The organism is Curtobacterium sp. 179-B 9B NHS (assembly GCF_045370965.1).
Classification (GTDB): Bacteria; Actinomycetota; Actinomycetes; order Actinomycetales; family Microbacteriaceae; genus Curtobacterium.
In genome coordinates, this window is the sequence record NZ_JBIQDQ010000011.1 from 72,873 (window position 1) to 98,414 (window position 25,542).

21 protein-coding genes are annotated in these 25,542 nt (G+C 72.4%); 13 read left to right on the plus strand and 8 right to left on the minus strand.

Annotation, left to right across the window (positions count from 1 at the left end):
• Window positions 1-125: 125 nt before the first annotated feature.
• The 4 genes from ACH0A8_RS10930 to ACH0A8_RS10945 all read left to right on the plus strand — a co-directional run bounded on the left by ACH0A8_RS10930 (window position 126) and on the right by ACH0A8_RS10945 (window position 6,061).
• Window positions 126-1,484, plus strand: coding sequence for a glycosyltransferase (locus ACH0A8_RS10930; RefSeq protein ID WP_406907195.1), 1,359 nt, complete (start codon window positions 126-128; stop codon window positions 1,482-1,484).
• A complete protein-coding gene (locus ACH0A8_RS10935) occupies window positions 1,481-3,394 on the plus strand; it encodes a right-handed parallel beta-helix repeat-containing protein (RefSeq protein ID WP_271826170.1) in 1,914 nt (637 codons plus the stop codon). The genes ACH0A8_RS10930 and ACH0A8_RS10935 overlap by 4 nt, the downstream gene beginning before the upstream one ends.
• Window positions 3,395-3,397: 3 nt before the next feature.
• A complete protein-coding gene (locus ACH0A8_RS10940) occupies window positions 3,398-4,567 on the plus strand; it encodes a right-handed parallel beta-helix repeat-containing protein (protein ID WP_406907196.1) in 1,170 nt (389 codons plus the stop codon).
• 63 nt (window positions 4,568-4,630) lie between these two features.
• Window positions 4,631-6,061 carry a UDP-glucose/GDP-mannose dehydrogenase family protein gene (locus tag ACH0A8_RS10945; RefSeq protein ID WP_209682735.1) on the plus strand — a complete coding sequence of 477 codons (1,431 nt, stop codon included), beginning with the start codon at window positions 4,631-4,633 and terminating at the stop codon, window positions 6,059-6,061.
• Between the two features lie 117 nt (window positions 6,062-6,178).
• Here ACH0A8_RS10945 and ACH0A8_RS10950 read toward each other — a convergent pair whose 3' ends face one another.
• The gene (locus ACH0A8_RS10950; protein ID WP_406907197.1) at window positions 6,179-6,928 is read right to left on the minus strand and encodes an inositol monophosphatase family protein; all 750 of its coding nucleotides are present in this window, start codon (window positions 6,926-6,928) and stop codon (window positions 6,179-6,181) included.
• Between the two features lie 117 nt (window positions 6,929-7,045).
• On the opposite strand from ACH0A8_RS10950, the gene ACH0A8_RS10955 reads away from it, so the two are divergent.
• Window positions 7,046-7,627, plus strand: a complete 582-nt coding sequence (locus ACH0A8_RS10955; RefSeq protein ID WP_406907198.1) for a DUF6611 family protein — start codon at window positions 7,046-7,048, stop codon at window positions 7,625-7,627.
• A 66-nt stretch (window positions 7,628-7,693) separates the two neighbouring features.
• Here the strand turns inward: ACH0A8_RS10955 and ACH0A8_RS10960 are convergent, their stop codons facing one another.
• From ACH0A8_RS10960 to ACH0A8_RS10970, 3 genes are all read right to left on the minus strand, one after another.
• Window positions 7,694-8,626, minus strand: a complete 933-nt coding sequence (locus ACH0A8_RS10960) for an acetamidase/formamidase family protein (protein WP_251155443.1) — start codon at window positions 8,624-8,626, stop codon at window positions 7,694-7,696.
• The gene (locus tag ACH0A8_RS10965) at window positions 8,623-10,071 is read right to left on the minus strand and encodes an APC family permease (protein WP_406907199.1); all 1,449 of its coding nucleotides are present in this window, start codon (window positions 10,069-10,071) and stop codon (window positions 8,623-8,625) included. The genes ACH0A8_RS10960 and ACH0A8_RS10965 overlap by 4 nt, the downstream gene beginning before the upstream one ends.
• 153 nt (window positions 10,072-10,224) lie before the next feature.
• Window positions 10,225-11,139, minus strand: a complete 915-nt coding sequence (locus ACH0A8_RS10970) for a proline iminopeptidase-family hydrolase (RefSeq protein ID WP_406907200.1) — start codon at window positions 11,137-11,139, stop codon at window positions 10,225-10,227.
• A gap of 84 nt (window positions 11,140-11,223) precedes the next feature.
• On the opposite strand from ACH0A8_RS10970, the gene ACH0A8_RS10975 reads away from it, so the two are divergent.
• The 6 genes from ACH0A8_RS10975 (at window position 11,224) to ACH0A8_RS11000 (ending at window position 16,952) form a co-directional block, all read left to right on the plus strand.
• Window positions 11,224-11,955: a FadR/GntR family transcriptional regulator gene (locus tag ACH0A8_RS10975; RefSeq protein WP_251155446.1), complete on the plus strand. Its 732-nt coding sequence runs from the start codon at window positions 11,224-11,226 to the stop codon at window positions 11,953-11,955.
• Window positions 11,956-11,970: 15 nt separating this feature from the next.
• Window positions 11,971-12,678 carry a response regulator transcription factor gene (locus tag ACH0A8_RS10980; RefSeq protein ID WP_066654164.1) on the plus strand — a complete coding sequence of 236 codons (708 nt, stop codon included), beginning with the start codon at window positions 11,971-11,973 and terminating at the stop codon, window positions 12,676-12,678.
• A gap of 5 nt (window positions 12,679-12,683) precedes the next feature.
• Entirely contained in the window at window positions 12,684-14,033 is a 1,350-nt protein-coding gene (locus ACH0A8_RS10985) for a HAMP domain-containing sensor histidine kinase (RefSeq protein ID WP_245171351.1), read from the plus strand.
• A 125-nt stretch (window positions 14,034-14,158) separates the two neighbouring features.
• Window positions 14,159-15,613 (plus strand): ferric reductase-like transmembrane domain-containing protein, encoded by a 1,455-nt coding sequence (locus tag ACH0A8_RS10990; RefSeq protein WP_209682719.1) that lies wholly within the window; start codon window positions 14,159-14,161, stop codon window positions 15,611-15,613.
• Window positions 15,610-16,125 (plus strand): FMN-binding protein, encoded by a 516-nt coding sequence (locus tag ACH0A8_RS10995; RefSeq protein WP_209682717.1) that lies wholly within the window; start codon window positions 15,610-15,612, stop codon window positions 16,123-16,125. Before ACH0A8_RS10990 ends, ACH0A8_RS10995 begins: the two co-directional genes overlap by 4 nt.
• Complete coding sequence (locus ACH0A8_RS11000; protein WP_251160253.1) at window positions 16,122-16,952, plus strand: FAD:protein FMN transferase; 831 nt, start codon at window positions 16,122-16,124, stop codon at window positions 16,950-16,952. Before ACH0A8_RS10995 ends, ACH0A8_RS11000 begins: the two co-directional genes overlap by 4 nt.
• Here ACH0A8_RS11000 and ACH0A8_RS11005 read toward each other — a convergent pair.
• Entirely contained in the window at window positions 16,907-18,487 is a 1,581-nt protein-coding gene (locus ACH0A8_RS11005) for a Na+/H+ antiporter (RefSeq protein ID WP_271826157.1), read from the minus strand. The genes ACH0A8_RS11000 and ACH0A8_RS11005 overlap by 46 nt on opposite strands.
• Before the next feature lie 107 nt (window positions 18,488-18,594).
• On the opposite strand from ACH0A8_RS11005, the gene ACH0A8_RS11010 reads away from it, so the two are divergent.
• Window positions 18,595-20,547 (plus strand): hypothetical protein, encoded by a 1,953-nt coding sequence (locus tag ACH0A8_RS11010; RefSeq protein WP_406907201.1) that lies wholly within the window; start codon window positions 18,595-18,597, stop codon window positions 20,545-20,547.
• Window positions 20,538-21,272 (plus strand): hypothetical protein, encoded by a 735-nt coding sequence (locus ACH0A8_RS11015; RefSeq protein ID WP_066654178.1) that lies wholly within the window; start codon window positions 20,538-20,540, stop codon window positions 21,270-21,272. Before ACH0A8_RS11010 ends, ACH0A8_RS11015 begins: the two co-directional genes overlap by 10 nt.
• Window positions 21,273-21,303: 31 nt before the next feature.
• Here ACH0A8_RS11015 and ACH0A8_RS11020 read toward each other — a convergent pair whose 3' ends face one another.
• The 3 genes from ACH0A8_RS11020 to ACH0A8_RS11030 form a co-directional block, all read right to left on the minus strand.
• Window positions 21,304-22,428 carry a DUF475 domain-containing protein gene (locus ACH0A8_RS11020; protein WP_209682714.1) on the minus strand — a complete coding sequence of 375 codons (1,125 nt, stop codon included), beginning with the start codon at window positions 22,426-22,428 and terminating at the stop codon, window positions 21,304-21,306.
• Window positions 22,429-22,591: 163 nt separating this feature from the next.
• Window positions 22,592-24,172, minus strand: coding sequence for a UDP-N-acetylglucosamine 1-carboxyvinyltransferase (locus ACH0A8_RS11025; RefSeq protein WP_209682713.1), 1,581 nt, complete (start codon window positions 24,170-24,172; stop codon window positions 22,592-22,594).
• 92 nt (window positions 24,173-24,264) lie between these two features.
• Complete coding sequence (locus ACH0A8_RS11030) at window positions 24,265-25,458, minus strand: hypothetical protein (protein ID WP_209682711.1); 1,194 nt, start codon at window positions 25,456-25,458, stop codon at window positions 24,265-24,267.
• Between the last annotated feature and the right edge of the window lie 84 nt (window positions 25,459-25,542).

Sequence of the window (25,542 nt, forward strand, 5' to 3'; positions counted from 1 at the left end):
GACCCTCTCTGCACCGCTGACCCAGGCCTCTCTCCGCGTCACCCTGCGCGGTGCGTCGTCGTGCGGTGCTGCCGAGTGTCGTGTTCCGTACCCGAAACCGAACACCGCACGAAGGACCCGACCTCATGCACCCGCTCGTCCTCTTCGCGTCGCAGACCTCGACCCAGGTCGTGCTCGACAACCTCGCCGCCTTCGGCCACGAAGCGCTCAAGTACTTCCCGATCGGCATCGCCGGCATCATCGTCTGGGCGCTCTGGCTCTACCGGGTCGTGCTCTCGGCACGGGCCCGTCCGGTCGAGAACGGCTTCCGCACGACGACCTCGGTCGTGGTGCCGTCCTTCCACGAGGACCCCGACATCCTGCTCCGCTGCCTGGACTCCTGGCGGGAGCAGCACCCGGACGAGATCATCATCGTGCTCGACGTCGCGGACACCGAGGCGTACCGCCGGATCGTGGCGGTGGGCGACCCCACCGTCAAGCCGGTGCTCTTCCACCACGTCGGCAAGCGCAGCGCGCTCGGCGAGGGCATCCGTCGCGCGAAGTACGACGTCCTGGTCCTCGTCGACTCGGACACCTCGTGGGAGCCCGGTCTCCTCGAGGCGGTGCAGATGCCATTCGTCGACGAGCGCGTCGGCGGCGTCGGCACGCAGCAGAACGTGTACCAGCGGAACTCCAGCATCTGGCGCATCATCGCGGACTGGCTGGTCAACCTGCGGTACTTCAACTACGTCCCCGCGATGGGTGCCGCCGGCGCCGTGCCGATCCTCTCCGGGCGCACCGCCGCGTACCGCCGCTCCGCCGTCCTGCCGGTGCTCGACAACCTCGAGAACGAGTTCTTCCTCGGCCGCCGGTGCATCGCGGGTGACGACGGTCGCCTGACGTGGCTCGTCATCGCGTCCGGCTACAAGACCGTGCACCAGTCGTCCGCGAAGGCGCTGTCGATGTTCCCCGCGAGCGGCAAGGCGTTCTTCAAGCAGCGCATCCGCTGGAGTCGCAACTCGTACCGCACGTACCTGACCGCGATCGCGAAGGGGTGGGTGTGGCGGGTGCCGTTCGTGACCAAGATCACCGTCCTGCAGATCATCCTGACCCCGGTCACCATGGGCATCACGATGTGGTACCTGCTCTTCAGCCGCCTGGAGCTCAGCACGGTCGGCGTGCTCTTCACCCTCGGCTGGCTGCTCTTCGGCCGCGCGGTCCGAGGCGTCTCGAACCTCAAGCGGCACCCGCTGGACCTGTTCGTGCTCCCGCTGCTCGCCCTCGTGGTGATCGCGGTCGCCCTGCCGATCAAGGTGTACTCGTTCGTCACGATGAACAAGCAGGGGTGGCTCACCCGGCACGCCGACCAGGTCGGTGGTGACGGGCAGCAGGCTCGGACCCTCCAGCCGGAGACGACGACCGGTCGCCGGGTGGCCTCACCCGGTGTCGTCCTGCCGCAGGGTGCCGTCGCGGCGACCTCCGACGACCAGGCGGTCGCGGCATGAGCGCGCTGACGAAGACGACGCCGCGGCTCGCCGCGGGGCTGCTCGTCGGTGCCGGGCTCCTGCTCACGGGTGTCCTCGGCGTGCCCACCGCCGCCGTCGCGGCGACGGCGTCCGCGGCCACGGCCCCGGTGACGGGACGACCCTACGGGGGCGACCCGGACAAGGAGGCCCGGCTGGTGACGGCCGAGAACGACCGCATCTACAACGTCCGTGCACTGGCCTCGGCGGCGCGGTGGAGCGGCCTCGCGGTCTCGCAGCCGTACCGGCTCGCCACGGGCTCGTCCTACACGCTCGTCCTCGTCGCCCGTGGTGCGGCGTACACCGTCGACGACCTCGCCCGGCTCGCACCGTCCACGTTCGTCAAGCAGCCGGACGGCTCCTGGTTGCTCAGCGAGAACATCGTCGTCGAGAACGGCGCGACCCTGCGACTCGCGAGCCCCGACGGCCTGCGCATCCACCTCGCGAGCAACCACGAGGGCTTCGTGTCGATCGTCACCCAGGCCGGCAGCCTGCAGGTCGTCGGTTCGGCGAAGGCTCCGGTCACGATCGACGCCTGGGACCCGCAGGCAGGGCGGGTCGACCAGCAGACCTCCGACGGACGAGCGTACGTCCGGGTCCAGGGCGGGACCGCGACCCTGCAGTACGCGGCGTTCTCGCACCTGGGCTTCTGGAGCGGAACGACCGGCGGGGTCTCCCTGACCGGGACGAACCTCTCCACCCTGGACCAGGCCTCCGGCGACCAGCAGGGCAAGACCGAACGGACCACGAAGGACGTCTTCGGCAACGCCATCCTGCCGACCGGCGAGCTCCCGAAGAGCGGCAGCGCCACGGCGAGCGCCGGTGGCTACAGCTACGTGTCCGCCCTCGTGCAGCACGTCGCCTTCGACGGGAACGCCTACGGCCTCTTCCTGACGAGCGCGGACGGCGTGACGATGTCGGACGCCACAGTGGAGCACTCGCTCATCGACGGCCTCGTGCTGCACCGCTACGTCACGAACTCGACGTTCACGTCGGTCCGGTCGACGGACAACGCGGTGGACGGCGTGAAGATGACGCGGGCGTCGACCGGCATCGTCCTCAGCCAGGTGACCGCCTCGGACAACGGTCGCAACGGGATCACGCTGAACGGCAGCGGGCTCGCGGCGGGGCCGAACGCGGCCGGCATGCCGACGACGACCTACGGCAACAACGCGCTCTCGGACAGCAACAGCTCGGGCAACGGGCGCTACGGCATCGAGGTGATCGGCGGGAAGAACGTCCGGATCAGCGGGTCGACGGTCGCACGCAACGAGATGGGCATCGTCGTCCGGCACGACGCCGACGACGTGGTCGTCCGCAACAACGTGGTCAAGGACTCGTCGCAGAACGGCATCGCCGTCCTCGACGGGCCCAGTCGCACCGAGGTCTCCGAGAACTCGGTCGACGGCGCGGACATCGGCGTGTACGTCCGGGACAGCGCGTCCTCGTCGGTGACGAACAACGCGATCGACGATGCCCGCGTGCACGGGGTCACGATGGTCGGGGCGGTGGGTGGCACGGCCGTCGAGAACAACACGGTGGACGGTCGCGGGCCGAGCGCGATCGACCTCGCCCGGTCCGACGGAGCCGCCCAGCAGGGCAACACGACCGTCGAGTGGCAGTCGACGAAACCGTTCCTCGTCACCCTGCGCGCGGTGTTCCAACCGTTGACGGTGCTGTGGCTCCTGCTGCTGACGGTGGTGCTGGTCGCGGCGATCGGCGGGACACGACGTCGACGTCGGGGACAGCGCGAGCTGCCGTACGCGAAGCAGGCACCGCTGTCCAGCTACACCCGCGGCGCGGTGGACCCGGCCTCGCTCGGTCTCCCGCCCGTGGCGGGCCGCGGCACGCACGCTGCCGAGCCGGGTGCGGTCGCACCCTCGGGGAGCTGACCGGTGACGCGACGACCCCGTCGCCTGCGGTCACACCTCGTCGTCGGCGCAGCGGGCCTGGCGGTCGGAGCGCTGGTGGTCGGCGGTGTGTGGGCCGCCACGAGCGGTGCGGACCGGGGGGACGAGCAGGCCGCTCGCCCCCGGCCGACGCCGAGCGTCGAGCAGACCCCGGCCGCGACGCCGAACGGTGTCCCGGACACCCGTGCGACGCCCGACGCGACCGCGACGGGATCGCCCGACGCCGGGACGGGACAGGCCTCCCCGGTCGACACGGCCCGGTGCGAGGCCGCCGCGACGACGACGGTCAGCACGGCGAAGGCGCTGGAGAAGGCACTCGACGACGCTCGAGCAGGGGCCGTGATCCGGCTCGCGTCCGGCACGTACACCGGCCGGTTCGAGGCCTCCGCGGCCGGGACGTCGGACGCACCCGTGACGCTGTGCGGCCCGCGTGACGCCGTGCTCGACGGCGGCGACGTGGAGGGCGGGTACGTCCTGCACCTCGACGGCGCGTCCTACTGGCGGCTCGAGGGGTTCACGGTCCGCAACGGGCAGAAGGGCGTCATGTTCGACGACGTCCAGCACTCGACGGTCGACGGCCTCACGGTCACCGACATCGGTGACGAGGGGATCCACCTGCGCGCCGACAGCAGCGACAACACCGTCCGCGGCAACAGCGTCAGCAGGACCGGTCTCCGGAAGCCGCAGTTCGGCGAGGGCATCTACATCGGCTCCTCGAAGAGCAACTGGTGCAAGGTCTCGGACTGCCGTGAGGACCGCAGCGACCGAAACGTCGTCACGGGCAACACCATCGCCGACACCGCTGCCGAGAACGTCGACATCAAGGAGGGGACGACCGGAGGCACCCTCTCCGACAACTCCTTCGACGGTGTCGGGATGCAGGGCGAGAACCACGCCGACTCGTGGGTGGACGTCAAGGGGAACGGGTGGACCGTCACCGGGAACCGGGGCGTCCGCTCACCGCTCGACGGCTTCCAGACCCACGAACTGCTGTCCGGCTGGGGGACCGACAACACCTTCACCGACAACCGCGTCGACCTCGGCAACACCGACGGCGTCGCGTTCGCCCTCCGACCCGTCGAGGGCAACACCGTCTCCTGCGACAACACCGTGGTCGGCTCGAACGAGTTCAGCACCACGGCCTGCACCGACTGACACCCGACGGCCACCGCGGTCCGTCACCACCCACCCTTCGCGACCCGAGAGCGAGCCCTTCCCATGTCTGCTTCCGTCACACCCATCCCCGACACCGCGATGCCGCCGGTCGCCCACCAGCCCCGCCTGACCGTCATCGGCACGGGGTACCTCGGCGCCACCCACGCCGTCTCGATGGCCGTCCTCGGGTACGAGGTCCTCGGCGTCGACGTCGACCCCGCCAAGGTCGAGGCGCTGATGTCCGGCCGGGTGCCCTTCCACGAGCCCGGCCTGCCCGAGCAGCTCGCGCAGGCCCTGGCGTCCGGTCGGCTGCGGTTCACCTCGTCACTGCGCGAGGCCGCCGAGTTCGGCGACGTCCACTTCGTCTGCGTGGGCACGCCCCAGCAGCGGGGGTCGCACGCCGCCGACATGACGTACGTCGACTCCGCCTTCCGCGAGCTCGCGATGCACATCGACCGCCGCGCGCTCGTCGTCGGGAAGTCGACCGTGCCGGTCGGGACCGCCGAACGGCTCGCCGCGCTCGTCGCGGAGGTCGCCCCCGCCGGGACCGAGGTCGAGGTCGCCTGGAACCCGGAGTTCCTCCGCGAGGGCTACGCCGTGCAGGACACGCTGCACCCCGACCGGCTCGTCTTCGGCGTGCAGACGGCGTGGGCCGAGGCGCAGCTGCGTGCAGCCTTCCGCCCGGTCCTCGACGAGGGGACGCCGCTGGTCGTGGCCGACCTGCCGACGGCGGAACTCGTCAAGGTGGCCGCCAACTCGTTCCTCGCGACGAAGATCTCCTTCATCAACGCGATGGCGGAAGTCTGCGAGGCGGCCGGTGCGGACGTCAGCGTCCTGGCGGGCGCCCTGTCCCACGACACCCGCATCGGCGGCCGCTTCCTCAAGCCCGGCCTCGGCTTCGGTGGCGGGTGCCTGCCGAAGGACATCCGCGCGTTCTCGGCCCGGGCGCAGGAGCTCGGTGTCGGCCAGGCGGTCCGCTTCCTCGACGAGGTCGACGCGATCAACCTGCGCCGCCGCCAGCGGACCGTCGACCTGGTCACGGAGATGGCGGAGGGGGACCTGGCGGGCAAGCGGATCGCGGCGCTCGGCGCGGCGTTCAAGCCGAACTCCGACGACATCCGCGATGCGCCGGCGCTCGACGTCGCACGGATGCTCGACGAGGCGGGTGCCGTCGTCACCGTGTACGACCCCGAGGCGATGGAGAACGCCGCGCGCGCCTACCCGACCCTGCGGTACGCGCCGTCGCTCACCGCGGCGGTGATCGATGCGGACGTGGTCGTGCTGCTGACCGAGTGGGAGCAGTTCCGCACGGTGGACCCGCACGACCTCGGCGCGCTCGTCCACCACCGACGCATCGTCGACGGCCGGCACGCGCTCGACGCGGACGCGTACCGCGCGGCCGGCTGGGAGCACCGTGCGCTCGGCCGACCGTCCGCGTCCGGCACGGTGGAGATCGCGGTCGACGAGCAGGACCGCCTGCAGGCCACGGCCTGACGGCCGGACGTCTCGGTGGGGGTACCACCGAGGACGCGCCCGGTGCACGACGACGTGCACCGGGCGGTGCGGAGGAGGCGGCTTCGGGCAGTGCCGCCCCTCCGCGCAGGGTGCTGCTCAGGCGCCGAGCAGCTCGGCGGCCTCGCGCACCGCGGTCGGGGCTCCGGCGAGGTGCCAGTCGTGCCCGTGGGCCCGGACGACGGTGGCCGCGCCACCGGCGCCGTCGACGAGCGCCCGCCCCGGGAGCCAGTCCCAGTCGGCGCAGTCGGTCTGCACCCAGAGGCCGATGCGGCCCGCTGCGACGTCCACCAGGTCGCAGGACCCCGACCCGCTGATCCGGACCGTTGCCGCCGCTGCCAGGAGCGCCGTCATGGGCGCCGCCTCGGCGGCGCGCAGGTGCGAGCTGTTGAGGAAGGTCGCCACGCTCGTCGCGGCGAGGGTCACGTCCTGCACCGGCGGCACGGCCTCGCCGTCACGGGTCGTCACCCCGTCCGACGCCACCCACGTCTCGTCGGCGAGCGGACGACGGACCGCACCGACCCGGAGCACGCCGTCGACCTCGAGCGACACCGCGCTGCACCACGCGGGCAGGCCGGCGACGTAGTTGAACGTCCCGTCGATCGGGTCGACGGTCCACCGGCGTCCGTGGGTCGCCTCGGACCGGGCGCCCTCCTCGCCGAGCACCCCGTCGTCCGGACGGTGCTCGAGCAGCATCCGACGGACCAGGTCCTCGGCGGCGCGGTCGGCGGCCGTGACGAGGTCGGCGGCCGAGGTCTTCCGCTCCGCGTCGGTCCCGTCCCGTCGCATGTCGGCCGCGAGGCGCGCGGCATCGGTCACGAGGGCGGCGGCGAGGGCGTGGTCGTCCATCCGGCAACGGTAGCGGGCGACGGGCAGCGTCAGGTCGGTGCACGGGAACCGGTCCGCAGCGTCAGGAGACCGTGAGGACCGGTGCGGTCCTGGTCGGTCCGTCGCAGGGTGGACGACGTGGACGAGCACCCGGACCGAGATCGAGACCGACACGCGCACCGCACCCGACGGACCGGCTGGCACCCCTGGGGGCGCTGCACCGTGCAGCCCGTCTCCCGCGCACTGTGGAGCGGCCGGACGCTCGAGGTGCACGCACCGGGGACCACCGCGGGCGAGCTCCTGCTGCTCCGAGCGCTCCAGGTCTGGGGTGCGGCCGGCGCACTCGTAGCGGTCGCACTCGTCGTGGCGCTGCACCGCGTGCCGGCGGTCGGCCTCGTCGTCGCCGTCCTGCTCTACGCCGCCGGTCCCGTCCTGCTCACCAGGGTGACCCGTCGCGTGCGTCCCGGGGTCAGACGCTTGACGATCACGGTGTTCCACGGCAACGGTCAGCCGGAGGTGCACGGCGACGTCCGGCTCCTCGAGGCCTCGCTCGACCTGCTCTGCCTGGTCGAGGACGCCGTCCGTCGCGGGCAGGTGTCCCGCGTCGAGTACGAGCAGGTCTGGGGACAGGTGTGGCGGGCGATGCCCGAGCCCGCGGCGCGGGCCGCAGGCCGACCGCGGTCCGGCGAGGTCGCCCAGCGGCGTGGGACCCACCGCTGATGCCGCGGGGACCACCGGACGGGAGGCCCGTGGCGGCCCCGCCCTGCGCCTCCCGTCCGTCGTCCGCTACAGGACCGCCTTCGGCACCCGGTGCAGGGTCACCGCCCCGACCGCTGCGAACGGGTGCAGCGGGTCCGGGTCGCCGGAACCGGTCGGCCCGCCGAGCTTCGAGTCGCCGACCGCGCTGAGCACCGCGTAGGCGTCCTCGGCCGTCCACCCGTGGTCCTCGACGAGGAACGCGAACGCGTCCTCGTAGCCGCGTCGGACACTCTCCTGCACGGGGTCGCCGAGCCCGACGAAGAGCCACTCGTCGGCGGTCTCGATGCGCGGCGCACGGATCGGCCGACCGCCCTGTACGAGGTCGACGGAGACGATCGCGGTGCCCTGCGCCTCGATCGCGACGAAGGACGACTCGCCCTCGGCCATGATCGCGTGGATGTCCCCGATCGACAGCAGGGCACCGGGCACCCGGACCGGCAGGTACACGGTCGAGCCGGGACGCGCCTCGGTGACGTCCATGTTCCCGCCCTCGGCGTACGCCGGCATGATCGTCGAGTTCGTCCCCGATGCCGGTGCGACGCCGATGCAGCCGATCATCGGTCGGACCGGGAAGGCGTGCCGGTCGGTGACGTGCACCACGCCGTCCTCGATCGGGCAGCGGCGGGCGAAGACGCCCTCGGGCATGACGTGCTGGAGCGCGCCCGATCCCGGGAGCGACACCGACCACCCGTGGGTCGTGAGCTGGATGTCGTGGATGTGCACCGCGAGCACGTCACCGGGCTCGGCACCCTCGACCCAGACGGGGCCGGTGACCGGGTTGATCGGTGCCTGCAGCTGCGCCAGGTCGTGGTGCTCGTCGAGTTCGGCGTAGACGGCGTCCGTGGTCTCGAAGCCGATCGTCTCGCCGGTGCCCGGGGTGATCCGGAGCACGGGCTCCCGGTCGGCGGCGAACCCGGGCCGCCCCAGGGTGCTCGGCAGGAAGTGGTCGGGGGTGGTCATCGCTGGCCCTTCTCCGTGGTGGTGGTGTCGAGGCCGCCGACGGACCCCTCGCCCAGTGTGCCGGGCTCCTCCGACCCGACCTCGGTCGAGCGGCCGGTCCGCCGGTAGTAGAGGAACACCGCGGCGCCGACGACGAGCCAGACGATGCCGCCCACCTTCGCCTCGACGGCGGCGTTGAGCAGGACGTACCCGATGATCAGGAAGCCGACGAGCGGCACGACGAGGTGCAGTAGCCAGTTGCGGGACCTCCCCTTCACGACGTGGTGCACGAAGACCGACACGTGCAGGAGCATGAAGCCGAACAGCGCGCCGAAGTTCACGAGCGACGAGATGGTGTCGATCTGCCCGACGAAGAACAGCACGAGGATCGCGGAGAGCACGGAGACGACGATGATCGCGTTCTGCGGAACGAGCCTGCCGTTCAGCTTGTGCAGGAACGCGGGCAGCTGCCGGTCGCGGCTCATCGAGAAGAGCAGGCGACTCGTCGCGGCCTGGGCGGCCATGGCGTTCGCGATGCCGACGGCGAGCACGTTGACGGCGAAGAACGCGGTGGCCCACCCGCTCGAGGAGGCCTGCTCGACGATGGTGAAGAACGCGTTCCCGGCCTCGCCCTCCGGGAACGAGGCACGACCGCCCGCCAGCGCTGACGCGAGCCACGTCTGCAGCACGAACAGGAACGCGACGATGACGAGTGCCAGGACCATCGCGAGTCCGGCGCCACCGCGGCGACCGGTCGACTCCTCGGACAGCGTCGAGATGCCGTCGAAGCCGAGGAAGCTCAGCACGGCGATCGACAGGGCGCTCGCGATGAGCGGTGCGGACACCTTCGACGGGTCCCACACCTGGTCGGTGCTGAACGAGGCGCCGGGCACGGTCCCGCCGGTCAACGCGACGATCGCGATGACGACGAAGATCGCCACGAAGACGAGCTCGATGAGCAGGAAGATGCGGTTCGCGAGCTTGAGGGACGAGACACCGAGCAGGTTGATCACGGTGTTGATCGCGACGAACACGAGCGCCCAGAGCCAGCGTGGCGTGCCGGGGAAGATGCCGACCATGCTCTCGGCCGCGAACACGTAGAGCAGCGTCGGGACGAGCAGGTAGTCGAGCAGGATCGCCCAGCCCGCGAAGAACCCGGCGGTGGGGTGGATGCCGCGACCGACGTACGAGAACACGCTGCCGGCGAGGGGGATCGACTTCGCCATCTGCGCGTACGCGAGCGCGGTGAAGATCATCGCGACGAGGCCGACCAGGTAGACGAGCGGCACCATGCCGCTCGAGGCGTTGTAGACGGTGCCGAAGATCGCCCACGGGGCGATCGGCACCATGAAGACGAGCCCGTAGACGAGCAGGTCGGTGGTGGAGACGGAGCGCTTGAGCTCCTGCTTGTAGCCGTAGGCCTCGAGCTGCTGCTGTGCAGAGAGCTCGCTGTGCTGCTGCGACATCGTGGTTCCGTTCGGGGAGACGGTGCGTGGGAGGGGGATGACGGACGCCGGGCGTGTGGCTGGGTGGGCACGCCGGTCGGGTCCGGTGGAGTGTCGGCCGGGAGGCGCGTGGCGGGGTTGGGTGCGCGCCTCCCGGCCGGCTGGCTGGTCGCCTCAGCCGGTGGGCTGGTCGTCGTGCTCGGCGAGGAACGCCGCGACCACGCGGCGGAACTCCTCGGGCTGCTCCAGGTGCGAGCAGTGGCTCGCACCGGGGAAGACGTGCTGGCGGACGTCGGCGATGCGCTCGACGAAGGGCTGCCACGTGGCGGGCGTCGCCTCGTCGTGCTCGCCGGCGACGACGAGGGTCGGGACCGCCACGCGGTCGAGCCGGTCGACGACGGTCCAGTCGCGCATCGTGCCGACGACGTGGAACTCGTTCGGCCCGTTCATGGTGTGGTACACCGTCGGCTCCTGCTCCATCTGGGTCTCGGAGTCGACGAAGTCCTGGGGCATGGGGACGACGCGGCACACGTGGCGCTCGTAGAACACCTGCGTGGCGGCGAGGTACTCAGGGTCGTCGACGGTGCCGGCATGCTCGTGCCGCGTCAGGGCCGCCTGCACGTCCTCGGGCAGCTGCGCGCGGAGTTCGGCGGCGCCCTCGACCCAGAGCTGCATCGACGCGGGGGAGTTGCAGACGGCCAGGGAGCGGAGCCCCTCCGGCTGCCGGACCGCGATCTCGGATCCGAGCATGCCGCCCCACGACTGGCCGAGCACGTGGTGGTCGCCGAGACCGAGGTGGTCCACGAGGGCCGCGTACTCGTCCACGAAGAGCTGCGGGGTCCAGTACTCCGTCGGGGCGTCGGGTCGGTGGGAGCTGCGGCCGCAGCCGAACTGGTCGTGGTGCAGGACGGTGCGACCGGTCTCGTCGGCCAGCGCCCCGAGGTTCCGGAGGTAGTCGTGCGCCATGCCGGGGCCGCCGTGCAGGACCACGAGCGGGAGCGCACCGGGGGTCGGGGCGTCGGGTTCGGTGACGCGGTACCAGGTCTCGCCGTCCTGGAACGGCATCGTGCCTTCGGTGATGCGGGACATGACGCACAGCATGGACCGGGCAAAGGTTCTCTGCAATACCTTTTCTCGTCCTTTAACGTGGACGAAACGCAAGGAGGGGGCCGAGTGCCAGATCGCGCGACGGAGACCCGTGTCGACGAGGTCGAGGACCGGCTCGTCACCGCCGTGGCCGTCGGGGAGTACCTGCCCGCCTCCCGGCTGCCGCCCGAGCGTGAGCTCGCCGTGCTCCTCGGTGTCGGACGCGTGACCGTCCGCGCGGCCCTCGCGCGACTGGTCGACCGCGGCCTGCTCGAGACACGTCGAGGACGGGGCGGCGGGACCTTCGTCCGTTCGCAGTGGCCGGACTCGTCCTCCGACGCCGTCGCCCGGACCCTGCTCGCCCGCTGGGCAGGCATCCGCGACACCACCGACGCGATCGCCCTGCTGCACGGCGCACTCGCCACCGCAGCGGCCGAGCGGATCACCGACGACGGCCGGACGACGCTGCGCACCCGGCTCGAGGACTTCCGCGCCGCCGCGTCCGGGCTCGAGAAGCAGCAGGCGGACGCGGTGCTGCACCGAGCGATCATCGACGCCGCCGGCAACGCCGTGCTCGCAGCGGCGCTCGCCGACCTCGAGTCGCAGGTGTCGATCGCGGCGCCCGCACACCTCTGGGGCACCGCCGAGGGCATGGCCGAGATGGAGCACCGTGCCCTGCTCGAGCACGAGGGGCTCGTCGACGCCGTCTGCGCCGGGCGGTCGGTCGACGCGGGGGTGCTCGCACGTCGGCACGTCGGCATCGACCTCGAACTGCTCGAGCGCGCGATGCTCCGGGCAGGGCAGGTCCCGACCTCCTGACGGCGTCCGTCGTGCATGATCGTCGCAACGGAGGTGCACGTGGCGGAGATCCTGGTGGTCGAGGACGACCCGGCGATGGGCGCGCTCGTCGAGCGTGGACTGGTCGGCGAGGGGCACGCGGTCACGGTGGTCACCGACGGCGTCGCCGCGCTCGTGGCTGCGGCCGCGCGGTCGTTCGACGCGGCGGCGATCGACGTCATGCTCCCCGAGATGACCGGGTTCGAGGTGTGTCGTCGGTTGCGCGAGACGGGCCAGGACTTCCCGGTGATCCTCGTCACCGCGCGGGATGCCGTCGACGACCGGGTCTTCGGGCTCGACGCCGGCGCGGACGACTACCTCACGAAGCCCTTCGCGATCGCCGAGCTCAACGCCCGGATCCGGGCGCAGCTCCGCCGCAGGTCCGCCGGTGCCGTGACCGTCGTGCAGGCCGGCGCCGTCCGACTCGACACCGTGACCGTCCGGGCGACCGTGGCGGGCCGGGACCTGCCCCTCAGCGTGAAGGAGTTCTCGCTGTTGCGGTACCTGGTGCAGGGGGCGCCGGAGACCCGGTCCCGGGCGGAGGTGCTGCGTGAGGTGTGGGGGAGCGCCGAGCACTTCGACCCCACGATCGTCGACCAGTACGTCAGCTACGTGCGGAAGAAGCTGCACGCCTCGGGCGCCGACGTGGCCATCCGGACCGTGCGGGGCGTCGGCTACGCGCTCGACGTCGTGTCCCGTCCGTGAGGCTCATGCGGCGGCTGTCCGTCCGCGCGCGCATCACGATCGGGAGCGTGCTCGTCGGCGCGGTCGTGCTCTCCCTGGTCGCGCTCGTGCTGCACGCCGAGGTGCGGCAGGCCACGCTGGAGACCGACCGGTCCCTCGCCGTCGGCGACGCGGCGCCGTTCGTCGCCGACCTCCGGGACAACCCGGGTGAGGCGCCCGACCGACCGGCCGACGGCGTCCTCGTGGGGATCCGCTCCTCGACCGGCGAGTGGATCGTCGACACGCTGCCGGACGACCTCCGCCGGTCGCTCCCGGACGGCGTCCCACGATCGACCACGACGCTCCGGCTCGGCGACGGGCACCGCAGCGCGACGCTCGTCGGCACACCGGTCGCGAGCGCCGACGGACGGTTCGTCGTGTGGGCTGCGCAGGACGGCCGTGCCGGGCACGAGACGGTCGAACGCGTCGACCGCTCGCTCGTCGTGGGGACCCTGCTCGCGCTCGTCGCATCGGGCCTCGCCGCCTGGCTGCTCTCGACCGTCGCGCTCCGACCCGTCGCGCGGATGCGTCGGACCGCCGAGGCGCTCAGCGGCGGGGACGCGACCGGGCACCTGCCCGTCGGCCCGTCGGAGGACGAGCTCGCCGACCTCGCGAGGACCCTCAACGCCTTCATCGACCGGCAACGCGAGAACGCGGTCCGCGAACGACGGATGGTGTCCGACGCCAGCCACGAACTCCGGACGCCGCTCGCGGCACTGACGGCACGACTCGAGCTCGCGCACCGGTCGTCCGGTGACGCCGCCGCGCTCGAGCGGGAGCTGGCGGCCGCCGAGTCCGACGCCGCGCGTCTCACCGCACTCGCCGACACCATGCTCGAGCTGAGCCGGCTCGACGAGACGCAGGCCACGCCGTCGACCACCGCAGCGGAGCTCGTGACGGAGCTGATGGGCAGTGTCGACCGGGCTCGGGCGCTCGGGGGGACCAGCGGGGTCGACTTCACCGTGGACGTGCCCGACGGTGCCGAACGGTACGGCATCACCCCCGCGGCGTTCGGACGGGTCGTCGACAACCTCGTCGCGAACGCGATCGCCGCGGGCGCTCCGGACGTCGAGGTCGGCATCACGTTGGTCCGGCAGGAGGACCGCGCACTGCAGCTGGTCGTCCGTGACGACGGTCCCGGTGTGCCGGAGGACTTCCTCCCGCGTGCGTTCGACCGCTTCACCCGTGCCGACGACGCACGGCGGGCCGTCCTCGGTGGCAGCGGACTGGGCCTGGCGCTCGTCCGAGGGCTCGCCGAGCGGGCGGGCGGGGAGGCCACGCTTGCGAACGCACCCGGCGGCGGCGCCGTCGCGGTGGTGCGACTGCCCGCGCGCTGAGGCCCGGGGACGGCCCTGCTTCGTTCGAGGTCTCGAACGAAGCAGGGCCGTCGTTCCGGGCTGCTTCATGGGACCGGTGTCGATGCTGAACGTCACCCGATCACCTGCTGGAGAGGAACGAGACGATGATCGACACCGCTCGCCCCACCCGACGTGCCGCGGCGGCTCCGCCGCGGCACTTCCCGGCACCGCCCGCGGAGCCCCTCGAGGTCGCCGCCCGGCGCCGTCGCCGATCCGGTCGCGGCCGTGCTGCGGTCACCGACCTGCTCGGTGTCCTCGCGTGGGCGTCCGCCGCCGTCGCCGTCGCGCTCTGGCTGGCCTCGCCGGGATCGCACTCGGTCTCGGGCGTCGGCGGCGTGCTCACCGACACCGGGATCGTCGCCGGTCTGGTCGCGACCGACCTGGTGCTCGTGATGCTCGTGCTCGCCGCGCGCGTGCCGCTGATCGACCGCGTGTTCGGCCAGGACAAGGCGATCGCGGTGCACCGGTCGCTCGGCGAGCCCGTGCTGTACCTGCTGCTGGCACACGGCGTGCTGCTGACGCTGGGCTACGGCGCGTCGTCGGGTACCGGCCCGATCGCCGAGACCGTCTCGCTCTTCTCCACGCCGGACATGCCGCTCGCGTACCTCGCCCTGGGGCTGTTCGTCGCGGTCGTGGTGTCGTCCCTCGTCGCGGTCCGGCGTCGACTGCCGTACGAGGCGTGGCACGTCGTCCACCTGCTCAGCTACGCCGCCGTCCTCGTCGCGTTGCCGCACATGCTCAGCGTCGGCAGCGTGCTCGGGCAGGGCACCTGGCAGCGGGTGTACTGGATCGCCGCGTACGCCGTCGCGCTCGGTCTCGTCGTCGTCCACCGCTTCGTCCGACCGGTGGTCGTGAGCCTGCGGCACCGCATCCGGGTGGTGGCGGTGGAGCCGATCGCTCCCGGAGTCGTGTCGATCCACCTGGCGGGCCGCGACCTCGACCGGCTGGGTGCCCGCGGCGGCCAGTACGGCGTCTGGCGGTTCTGGTCCGCGCGGACCTGGTGGCACGCCCACCCGGTGTCGTTCTCGGCCGTGCCCGGACGAGAGCGTGCCCGGATCACCGTGCGCGACCTCGGAGCGGGGTCCGCGCGCCTCGGGCGGATCCGGCCGGGTACCGCGGTGTCCCTCGAGGGCCCCTACGGCCTGTTCACGACCCGGGCCCGCACGGCCCCGTACCTCGCCCTCGTCGCATCGGGCATCGGGATCACGCCGGTCCGCGCGCTGCTCGAGGACACCGACCTGCGTCCCGGCGAGGCCACGGTGCTCCTGCGGGGGACCGACGCCGAGCAGCAGTACCTGTGGCAGGAGACCGCGGAGCTCGCTGCGGCGACCGGGAGCACCCTCTTCGCCGTGGTCGGGCACCGCGCGAGGTCGCAGGAGAGCTGGATGACGGAGGACGACCTCCGTCGTGGGGTCAGCCTGCGGTCGGTGTTCCCGCGGTTGCTCGAGTCCGACCTCTACGTCTGCGGGCCGCAGGCGTGGTCCGACCTGGTGGTGCGGGAGGCCCGGCTCGCCGGCGTCCCGGAGCACCAGATCCACCAGGAACGGTTCGGGTCGTGAGGGCCCGGGTGGTCGTCGGCGGCGTCCTGTCCTCGGTGGCGGTGCTCGCCATCGGGTGGCAGCTCGGCGGACAGCCGGCCGTGACGACACCGGCGCAGGGCACGACGTCGGGGAGCGGGTCGTCCGGCAGCGCCGGCTCGGGCGGGACCTCCGGCTCGTCGGCGTCGCCGGGACCGTCCGGCACCGGCTCGTCGGCGTCCGGCTCGTCTGCATCCGGCTCGTCCGGCGCGTCCGACTCCGGGACCTTCACCGGTGCCGCGGCGCAGACGCAGTACGGCGAGGTCCAGGTGCAGATCACCGTCGCCGACGGGAAGATCACCGACGTGACCCCCCTGCACCTGACCGACCGGGACGGCCGCTCCGTCGCGATCAGCCAGCAGGCCGCCCCGATCCTCCGGCAGGAGGCCCTGCAGACCCAGTCGGCGCAGATCCAGGCGGTGAGCGGCGCGACGTTCACGAGCGGGGGCTACACCACGTCGTTGCAGTCCGCGATCGACCAGGCCGGCCTGTGAGCGTCCTGACGTTCGAGACGATGGGGACCGTCGTGAGCCTCCGCGGTGCCACTCCGGAGGCCGCGTCCGCGGTCCGCGCCGTGTTCGCCGGGTACGACCACCGCTACAGCCTCTGGGACCCCGCTTCGGTGCTGAGCCGCATCGCCGCCGGGTCGCTCCGGCTGTCCGATGCGCCGACCGCGGTCCGGGACGTCTACGCGCTCGCCCTGTCGTGGCGGGACCGGACCGGTGGTGCCTTCACGCCCCACCGCCCGGACGGGGTGATCGACCTGTCCGGCGTCGTCAAAGCACTCGCGATCCGTGACGCCGGGGAGGTCCTCGACACCGGCACGGACGCCTGGATGCTCAGCGCCGGCGGCGACGTACTCGTCCGCGGCACCCACCGACCCGACGAGCCGTGGTCGGTCGGTGTCGTCGATCCCGGACGTCGGGACACCGTCGTCGGGGTCGTGCGGCTCGGCGGCAGCCGACGTGCGGTCGCGACCTCGGGAACCGCGGAGCGCGGGGAGCACATCTGGCGGCGGAGCGCGCCCGTGTTCGTGCAGGCGACCGTCGTCGCCGACGACGTCCTGACGGCGGACGTCCTCGCGACGGCCGTCGTCGCCGGGGACGAGGACGACCTCCGGCGACTGACCGCCGACGGGGACGTCGACGTGCTCGCCTTCACTGCCGACGGCCTCGTCTGGGCGACGCCCGGTGCGGCTCCCTGGGTGTCGTCAGCGCTCGGGCCGGGCGCTGTGCCCGTGGCGGGGCCGCTCGAGCAACCGCCCACGGGGCGGGCTCAGCTCGGCGTCGATCCCTCGAGCCGCGCCTCCTCGGCGTCGTAGCCCGCGCGCACCTGCCGGAGCACCAGGTCGTCGATCTCGTCGTCGTCCCGCAGCCGCAGCAGGGTGGCGGCCTTGTGCCGGACCAGGGCGAGCTCGAGCGCGACCGTCGCGTCGTGCCGCTGCAGCGTCGGGTGGTCCTCGTCGTCCTCCTCCCGAGCCTGGATCATGTCGAGGTGGGCCTCCAGGTCGCGTCGGACGCGGTCGATCGTCGCCCGGTCGGCACCTGCCCTGCGCGCCAGGCGGGGGAGCGCGTCGAGCGCTTCCTCGACCGCCGTGCGCTCGGCGTAGCGGCGTTCCTCGCCGACGGACTCGTCCTCGGGGAGCGCCGCGCGCCGCAGGACGGCGGGGAGCACGAGTGCCTGGCCGACGATGGTCACGACGACGACGCCGGCGGTGACGAACACGATGAGGTCGCGGTCGGGGAAGGCGCCCCCGGACTCGAGCGTGCGCGGCACCGCCACCGCCATCGCCAGGGAGACCGCACCGCGGAACCCGGCGAAGCCGCTCACCAGTCGGTCGCGTCGACCCTCCCGCGGCTCGCCGCCGAACCGCCGGGTGACGAGCCAGACGGTTCCTCCGATCGTGCCCTCGAAGGCGAACCGCACGAGCACGAGCACGACGGAGACCGCGAGCACGAGACCGACGCCGCTCCACAGCTCACGGGCGGCGAGGGCACGGGCAGCGACCATCGCCTCGATGCCGACGAGCACGAACAGCGCACCGTTGAGCAGGTACGTGAGGAACGACCAGAAGGCGCGGACCTGCTGGCGGGTCTCCGCCCGGTCGAGCTTCGGAGCGACCTGGCTCACGACGATGCCCGCGGCGACGACGGCGAGCACCCCGGACGCGCCGACGGCCTCGGCGCCGAGGAACGCCGCGAACGGCACGAGCAGCGTGACGAGGTTCTCGAGCACGACCGTGTCGACCCGTCGGAGCACGAGCGAGCCGAGCCACGCGGCGAGGAGTCCGGCCGCGACCCCGCCGACGTACGACAGGACGAGCATGCCGGAGACGTTCCAGAACGTGAGCTCCTGCGTCCCGACGGTCACGGCGACCGCGATGCCGTACACGACCAGGGTGGTGCCGTCGTTCACCAGGCTCTCCGCGCGGAGGACCGTGACGTTCCGGCGGGGCAGCATCTTCGTGAGCACACCCACGGCCGTGGCGTCGGTCGGGGCGACCGCTGCGCCGAGCACCCAGGCCGGCCCCCAGGGCATGCCCAGCAGGTGCAGGAGCGTCGCCACGACGCCGGCGGTCACGACGACGAGCAGCGTGCCCATCAACACGATGCCGCGCAGGTTCTTGCGGATCTCCCGGAGCGACGTGGTGAGGCTCTCCCAGTAGAGCAGTGCGGGGAGGAACAGCAGCAGCACGGCCTCGGCGGGCAGTTCGACCCGACCGAAGGTGGGGACGAAGGCGAGCAGCGCGCCGATGACGAGCAGGAGCACGGGCGGCGCGATCCTGATGCGGTCCGCGACGGCAGCCGTCACGGCGATGGCGAGCCCGAGGGCCACCACCAGTTCTGGACCGAGCACGTGTCTCCTCAGGATTCGTTGCGACGCGTCAGTCAACGCCGGACGTGCTGCACGTCCTTCCCGATCGGTCCGGCACGGATGGTGGAGGGCGGCTATGCTCCACCTGTATGGGGGTACAGTTCGACGACGGCGCCGCGCAGGGACTCGTGACGGCAGCATCACACGCAGACCGGGTCCTCGCTGAGCAGGGGGCAGGGAGACGCAGCTCGGCAGAGTCGGCGTCGCAGGAGTTCCGGGGCGCGTACGCACGCCTCTTCCAACAGGCGTGCGCGACCGAGGCCCAGGATCGAGCCCGCTTGGCGTCGGTGCTCGACGACCTGGCGCGGCAGGTCCGGCTCGCCACGCAGCTGGCCGCCGAGGAGCGCGCTCGGCTCGCCGACGTCGCGGCCTGGGACGCGCGTGAGGCGGACCGCGCTGAACGACGGGACGACGACGCGGTGCAGTGGATCGCCTCGGGGGTGGAGGGGCTCTTCGACCCGCGGCCGACCGCGCCGCCCGTGCAGCCCCCGACGGTCGCCGTCGCGTTCTCGCCCACGCAGCGCATCAGGACCTCGACCGGCTCCGGATCCGCGACGAGCAGCGCCGACCCGACCGACCTCCGGAGCTTCGTGACGCACGCCCGAGCGGCCGACACCGCGCTCCGCGCCGAGGTGGACCGGGTCGGGACCGCGTGGTCGCGCTTCGTTGCCTCGTGTTCGTGGGTGCCGACCGGCGGCCCGGGGTTCGTCGACGGCGCTCGGCGCCTCGTGGACGAGAACGACGCGGACGCAGGATGGATCGAGCACGTCGCTGGCGCCTTCGAGCAGGCGGGCAACGGCACCCTCACCGACCGGGTCCTCGACCTCGTCGTCGCCGCCGCCCTCTCCGCCGAGGGTGTCGACCCCCTCGAGGTCCTGTCGCACATGGATCCGGAGGTCGGAGCGGCATGGCTGGCGGCGAACCCGGACGTCCTCGACCGGCTCGTCGCGGATCCACCCGCGTGGGGGACGTCGTCGACGGTGCTGTCGGCGATCGTCGGAGCGGCCCGCGCCGCCGACCTGCCGCCGACCCGGTACGCCGACGTGCTGCAACGCATGTACGTGACCCGTGCGGCCGAGAAGGTCGGCATCGACATGGCGACGTGGCAGCTGGACCGTGGAGCTCCCGCACTGATGCCGCAGGTCGCCGGCTCGTACGAGTACTACGCGAGCCTGTACCTCGACGATCCCGCCTTCACGTGGGCCGGCATGGCGAACATGGTCGGCCCGGACTTCGCCGCGGGCTTCCTCGACCTGCACTCGTTCCGCGACCACATCCAGACGGCACGTCCGCTGGCACCTCCGACGGTCCGACCGCTCATCGACCAGCTGGCCGGGATGGGCGACGACGAGATCGCCTTCTACGAACGCACGTTCCTCGGCATGCAGAAGGACATCTTCCTGGACGCTTCGACGATGCACGAGGCCTACCTCGACGGCGGCATGACGAGCATCGACGAGCTCCGTGCCGCGGGGCTCCTCCGCGGTGCGAACGACGACCCGGTCGACGCCGCGCTGTCGGAGCGGCAGACGTACTCCGCCTGGCAGGACATCGACGCCGGCAGGCGCACGGGGGACCAGGACCGCATCGCACAGGGCAACGAGACCCTGCTGCTCCGCGAGCAGCGCGACACCATCCAGGGCGCCTACCAGCAGATGCACGACCGCGAGCCGACCGGTGAGGCCCTCACGACGATGTTGGGGATCGTCGGCGACGCGTCCATCCCCGGAACCAAGACGCTCGGCCAGTTCGAGGGCGGCATCGACGTACCGGTCGACGTGAACCCCTTCAGCCCCGGCACACAGGGCTGGGTGGACCACTGGTACATCCCCCAGGGGAACATCTCGGAGTTCGATACCCGGTGGGACTACATCGAGGGCGACACACTGCCCGCGTGGCAGCAGCTCGTCCAGGACGACCCCGACCGCGCCCGCGAACTCGTGGGTGGGTCGGTCCCCGATCGGATCCGGCAACGTCGGCTCGACAACCGCATCCCGGAACTCCTCGACAACCTCCACGACTCGGAGCTCGCATGGCACTGAACGCTCGTCGCCCAGGGATCGCGGCAGCGGTCGTCGCCACCGCGGTCGTCGCCCTGCTGTCGGGCTGCGCCGGCCCGCCACCGGGGGCCCAGTCCGACCCCTCCACCCGTCCCGACCGAAGCGAGACCGACGTGCAGCACAACGGCCCCACCCCGACCGCCATGCGCCTCGAGGACGGCGTGGAGGTCTGGGACCTCACCGGCACGCCGAGCGTGGAGGCGTTCGGCGTCGACACCGACGGCGAGTCGCCGGTCCGGAACGCGGTCGCCGCCTACAGCTCCACCGATGATCGACCGGCACGCTTCGTCCTCCCGGGCGACCGGGTCGTCGACCTGCCGGTCGGCGAGGTGATCGTCACCGTCGACGACTACCCGGACGGGCTCACCGACTCCTCCGGCGAGGTCATCACCCCGGCAGGTCGGTCGTTCGTCCTGCAGGTCGAGGGACCGACGACCTCCGGTGCGGCCGCAGGGGTCGCGGCCTACCGGGACGCGCTCGAGTCGGCCGACCTCCCGACGAACGGAGCGGACGAGCTGCAGGAGAAGGTCGAGTCGGTCCCCTCGATCGACGGGACGGAGACGAGCGGGCGGCTGGGCGCGAGCACCGACGTGCCCGTGCCGGACGGGATGTCCGCGGCGCTCAGCTCGCGGTTCCGTCCGTCGGACACGACGCCGACGTTCCGGATGCAGCTCTTCGTCTCCTGGGAGCCGGTGCCGATCCCCTGAACGGTGAGGGGCGGCACGGACCGCGATCGCGTCAGCCCGCCAGGGTCCTCCGCCGGGACCGTCGCGCCCATGCCCGCCACGGCAGCGAGCTGGCCAGCGCGAGACCGATGACGACGGTGCCGAACCAGGCGACGACCACCCCGGGGACCGGCACGAGCAGGCTCGTCCAGAGCAGCACCGCGAGGACCCCGAGGACGTACGCGGCCCCGGCCTTCAGGTACCGGAGGCGCTTGAGCGTCGCCGCCTGGTCCAGGCGCGACGTCGTCCGGGCGAGGAACACCGCGCCGACGGCGATGGCTGCGACCGCGAGTGCGGCCTGCTCGAGCGCACCGAGTCCGTCCACGCCGAGCACGCCCGACCCCGACAGGCTGTACACGCCGTCGAGGATCTCGAACAGCATGAAGACGACGAGCCCGCGTTCGAAGACCACCGTCGAGGCGTAGGCGTGGACCCGCCACGCGCCGCTCGTTCCGACCGCTCCGGTGTCCGTGCCGTCCACGCCCCGCAGCGCCCACCGGGCGATCCGCTTCGACACGAGGTACGCGCCGACGCCGGCCGCGCCGCAGACGGCGACCGGCAGCACCGTGTCAGGGGCCGACGCGTCGTGGCGTCCGACCAGGACGGTCGTGACGAGCACGCCGGTCGCAGCGGTGACCACGGACCAGACGCGCGGCCGCGCGACCCGGGCGAGCCGTGCCTCCAGACCGCCCAGCCAGGACCGCCGTGACAGGCGGTCGGTGTTGAACAGGTACTCGGCGAAGACCAACCAGATGAAGGCCGCGCCGAAGGCAGCCAGTGCGGGACGGACCTCGGCGAGGTGCGCCGAGAAGGACCCGGGGGCGAAGACGGCCTCGTCGACGGCGGACGCGGGGTCCGCCGCTCCGCCGACGGCGACGGCCGCGGGTGGCAGGAGCAGGCGCATCGCGAGCACTCCGGCGACGATGCCGAGCGACAGGAAGAGCCGTCGTGCGGGGGAGTGCAGCCGACCGGCGATGCCCGCCATCGGGACCGACGAGTCCGCGGCCATCGCGATCTCGAGCAGGGCGAGTGCGGCGAAGGCCAGGGCGGCTGCCGGGCCGAGGGTGACCCACGCGGCGGCGGCGGCGGCCGCCACGGTGAGGACGAGGGGGACGGTCAGGAGCGATCTCGTGGCCATGTCCCCATGCAGCACCTGTCGGCTGGATCGCGCATCCGTCCCGTCTGGCAGACGCGTCGGAGGCACCGGTGCGTTCTCCGGAACGGGTGACGGCCCGTCCCCACTTGCGGGGACGGGCCGTCGGGTGCGGTGACCGGAGAGGTCGCCCGGGCGGTGCTGAGGGTCAGTCGTGGAACGTCTCGATGGACGCGCCGAGCGAGTTGAGGCGCTCCTGCAGCTGCTCGTAGCCGCGGGCGATGATGCCGACGTTGCGCAGGACGCTCTCGCCCTTCGCGGCGAGCATCGCCAGCAGGATGACGACCGCGGGCCGCAGGGCGGGCGGGCAGCTGACCTCGGCGCCGGAGAAGTGCGTCGGGCCGGTCACGTCGAGGCGGTGCGGGTCGCGCAGGGTGACGCTCGCGCCGAGGCGGGTGAGGTCGAGCAGGTGGATCGCCCGGCCCTCGTACACCCAGTCGTGCACGAGCGTCGTGCCCTCGGCCATCGCTGCGATGACGACGAAGAACGGCAGGTTGTCGATGTTGAGGCCCGGGAACGGCATCGCGTGGATCTTGTCGATCGGCGCGTGCAGCTCGGACGGGTGCACCGTGATGTCGACCAGGCGCGTGCGACCGTTGGCGGCGGCGTACTCCTCGCTGACGTCGAACCGCAGGCCCATCTCGGCGAGGGTCGCGAGCTCGATCTCGAGGAACTCGATCGGCGCTCGGGTCACCGTGAGGGTGGACGCGGTGACGATCCCCGCGGTCAGGAGGCTCATCGCCTCGACCGGGTCCTCGCTCGGCCAGTAGTCCACGACCTCGTCGATACGGCTCTTCCCGGTGATGCGGAGCGTCGTCGAACCGATGCCCTCGACCTGCACGCCGAGCAGTTCGAGGAAGAAGCAGAGGTCCTGCACCATGTAGTTGGGGCTGGCGTTGCGGATCGTGGTGACGCCGTCGCGGGCGGCCGCGGCGAGGATCGCGTTCTCCGTGACGGTGTCACCGCGCTCGGTCAGCACGACCGACTTCGTCGGCACCTCGGTGTTCGCCACGTCGACCTCGTACCAGCCGGAGGTCGCCTCGACGTCGACGCCGAACGGCCGCAGGGCGATGAGGTGCGGTTCGACCGTGCGGGTGCCGAGGTCGCAGCCGCCGGCGTAGGGCAGACGGAACGAGCCGTAGCGACCGCTGAGCGGGCCGAGGAACATGAGCACGCTCCGGGTGCGCCGGGCGGCGTCGGCGTCGATCGCGTCCAGTCGCAGGTCCGACGGGGCGACGATCTCGAGGACCTCGCCGTCCTCCGACCACGTGACGGTGGCCCCGAGGCTGCGGAGCACGTCGATGATGCGGTCGACCTCGACGATGCGGGCCACCTTGTGCAGCCGGGTGACCCCGCGGTTGAGCAGCGACGCGCAGAGCAGTGCGACGGCGGCGTTCTTGCTCGAGTTCACGGCGATGGAGCCGCTGAGCTTCCGACCGCCCTGCACCCGGAGGTGGGCGCGCTGCGGGGCGCCGCCGATCGAGACGATCTGCTGGTCGAGCGCGTCGCTGATGCGCGTGAGCATCTCGAGCGACAGGTTCTGTCCGCCCTGCTCGATGCGGTTGATCGCGCTCTGGCTCGTGCCGACGCGTTCGGCGAGCTGGGTCTGGGTCATGCTGCGGCCCTTGCGGGCGCCCCGGATGAGGGCGCCGACCTCGCGCAGCGGAGCGGCGGCGGGCGCGGTGCCGGTCGGCTCGGCGGGCGTGACGACGGTGGTGGTGTCGGACATGGTCGCCACGGTAACACGCTCATGAGATAAAACAGGGGACATCGCCCGGCGATCATCCAGGATCGGATCGGGAATAACTCGTCCATGAGAGTTCAGGCCGGCAACCAGCCGCGGTCCTCGCCGCTCCACCGCCACATCGTCGAGGGGCCGAGGGCGGGTCGGGGGTCGCGCAGCCAGACCGTCGTGTCGGGGGTCCACCCGGCGATGACGCTCGCCGGGGTGCCGTCAGCCGAGTGCAGGGTGCCCTCTGCCGAGTCCAGGGTGCCGTCGGCAGAGTCCGCGGTGCCGTCGGCCGAGTCCGCGGTGCCGTCGGCCGAGTCCGCGTCGACCGGGATCGCGGTACCGGAGGCGCGAAGCCATCCCCGCAGGGTCAGGTGCACTGCGTCGTACCGCTCGGCGATCGCGGCCCAGTCCGGCACGACCCAGGCGCCGTCGCGACCGGTCGCCCGGTACCAGTCGTGGCGACGGGTCGTGGCCGTGACGTCGATCGGTGCCGCACGGCAGAGCGCGGCCCAGTCCTCGGCGTCGTCGACCACCACGATGCGCGCTGATGGATCGACCGCAACGGGGGCGACCGCAGCGCGCTCCCACCCGGTGTGGTCCTCGACCGCCCACAACCCGAGTGGCCCGCGGCCGTCGCGTTCGGTGGTGGTGTCGAGGAGCCCGCCGGGAGGGGTCGTCCACCACGTCCCGCTGATCGGCGCGGTGACCGGGTCGCCCAGGCCGTGGGAGCGTTCGTCCAGCAGCTCGCGCCGCCACTCGGCGAGCACCGCTGCGGCACGGCGAACGGCGCCGCCGTACCCGGACGTGTCCGGGGTGACGGTCCACTGTCGCGGAGCCGGAGCCGGAGCCGCAGCCGGGGCCGTGGCGAACAGCGCCTGCACGCCTGGGGCAGCCGCCACCGCCGTGGCGATCCGCTCGTGCAGCGACCGCGGGACGACGGTCCCGAGCAGGACGTCCTCGGCGTCCGGCTCCTGCCACCACATCGCCGATTCCGCTACGCGACCGAGGGCCGCGAGCACCTGGTCGAGCGTGGCCGACGCGGGGTCGGCAGCGTCGAACAGGGCCTCGACGGCGGTGACCACGTCGTCGTCCGACGGAGCCGGACGCGGCTCGGACGCTCCGGGTCCGAACAGCGAGACGCCGTCACCGCGGTGGACGGAGGTCCAGTAGGACGCCCAGAAGAGCGTGTCGTCGTCCGGCTGGTCGCCGACGGTACCGAGCACGACCTCCCAGCAGAGGCGCCGCCCCCGCGGCCCGGCGAGCAGGTCCTCGACGATGGTCACCACGCCAGGCTAACGGGGGTGCGACCGTCGCCGATAACGACCGGTGCACACCCACGGACGGGTCTGCATCCCGCCCCACGGACG

What these genes read in the sequence shown, in the direction of transcription:
- ACH0A8_RS10970 (WP_406907200.1), bottom strand. Translation starts at nt 11,139, where the DNA reads ATGTCCCGCATCACCGAAGGCACGATGCCGTTCCAGGACGGCGAGACC.
- ACH0A8_RS10935 (WP_271826170.1), top strand. Translation starts at nt 1,481, where the DNA reads ATGAGCGCGCTGACGAAGACGACGCCGCGGCTCGCCGCGGGGCTGCTC.
- ACH0A8_RS10985 (WP_245171351.1), top strand. Translation starts at nt 12,684, where the DNA reads ATGCGGCGGCTGTCCGTCCGCGCGCGCATCACGATCGGGAGCGTGCTC.
- ACH0A8_RS11015 (WP_066654178.1), top strand. Translation starts at nt 20,538, where the DNA reads ATGGCACTGAACGCTCGTCGCCCAGGGATCGCGGCAGCGGTCGTCGCC.
- ACH0A8_RS11025 (WP_209682713.1), bottom strand. Translation starts at nt 24,172, where the DNA reads ATGTCCGACACCACCACCGTCGTCACGCCCGCCGAGCCGACCGGCACC.
- ACH0A8_RS10965 (WP_406907199.1), bottom strand. Translation starts at nt 10,071, where the DNA reads ATGTCGCAGCAGCACAGCGAGCTCTCTGCACAGCAGCAGCTCGAGGCC.
- ACH0A8_RS11010 (WP_406907201.1), top strand. Translation starts at nt 18,595, where the DNA reads ATGGGGGTACAGTTCGACGACGGCGCCGCGCAGGGACTCGTGACGGCA.
- ACH0A8_RS10950 (WP_406907197.1), bottom strand. Translation starts at nt 6,928, where the DNA reads ATGGACGACCACGCCCTCGCCGCCGCCCTCGTGACCGATGCCGCGCGC.
- ACH0A8_RS10980 (WP_066654164.1), top strand. Translation starts at nt 11,971, where the DNA reads ATGATCGTCGCAACGGAGGTGCACGTGGCGGAGATCCTGGTGGTCGAG.
- ACH0A8_RS11020 (WP_209682714.1), bottom strand. Translation starts at nt 22,428, where the DNA reads ATGGCCACGAGATCGCTCCTGACCGTCCCCCTCGTCCTCACCGTGGCG.
- ACH0A8_RS10960 (WP_251155443.1), bottom strand. Translation starts at nt 8,626, where the DNA reads ATGACCACCCCCGACCACTTCCTGCCGAGCACCCTGGGGCGGCCCGGG.
- ACH0A8_RS10945 (WP_209682735.1), top strand. Translation starts at nt 4,631, where the DNA reads ATGTCTGCTTCCGTCACACCCATCCCCGACACCGCGATGCCGCCGGTC.
- ACH0A8_RS10930 (WP_406907195.1), top strand. Translation starts at nt 126, where the DNA reads ATGCACCCGCTCGTCCTCTTCGCGTCGCAGACCTCGACCCAGGTCGTG.
- ACH0A8_RS10990 (WP_209682719.1), top strand. Translation starts at nt 14,159, where the DNA reads ATGATCGACACCGCTCGCCCCACCCGACGTGCCGCGGCGGCTCCGCCG.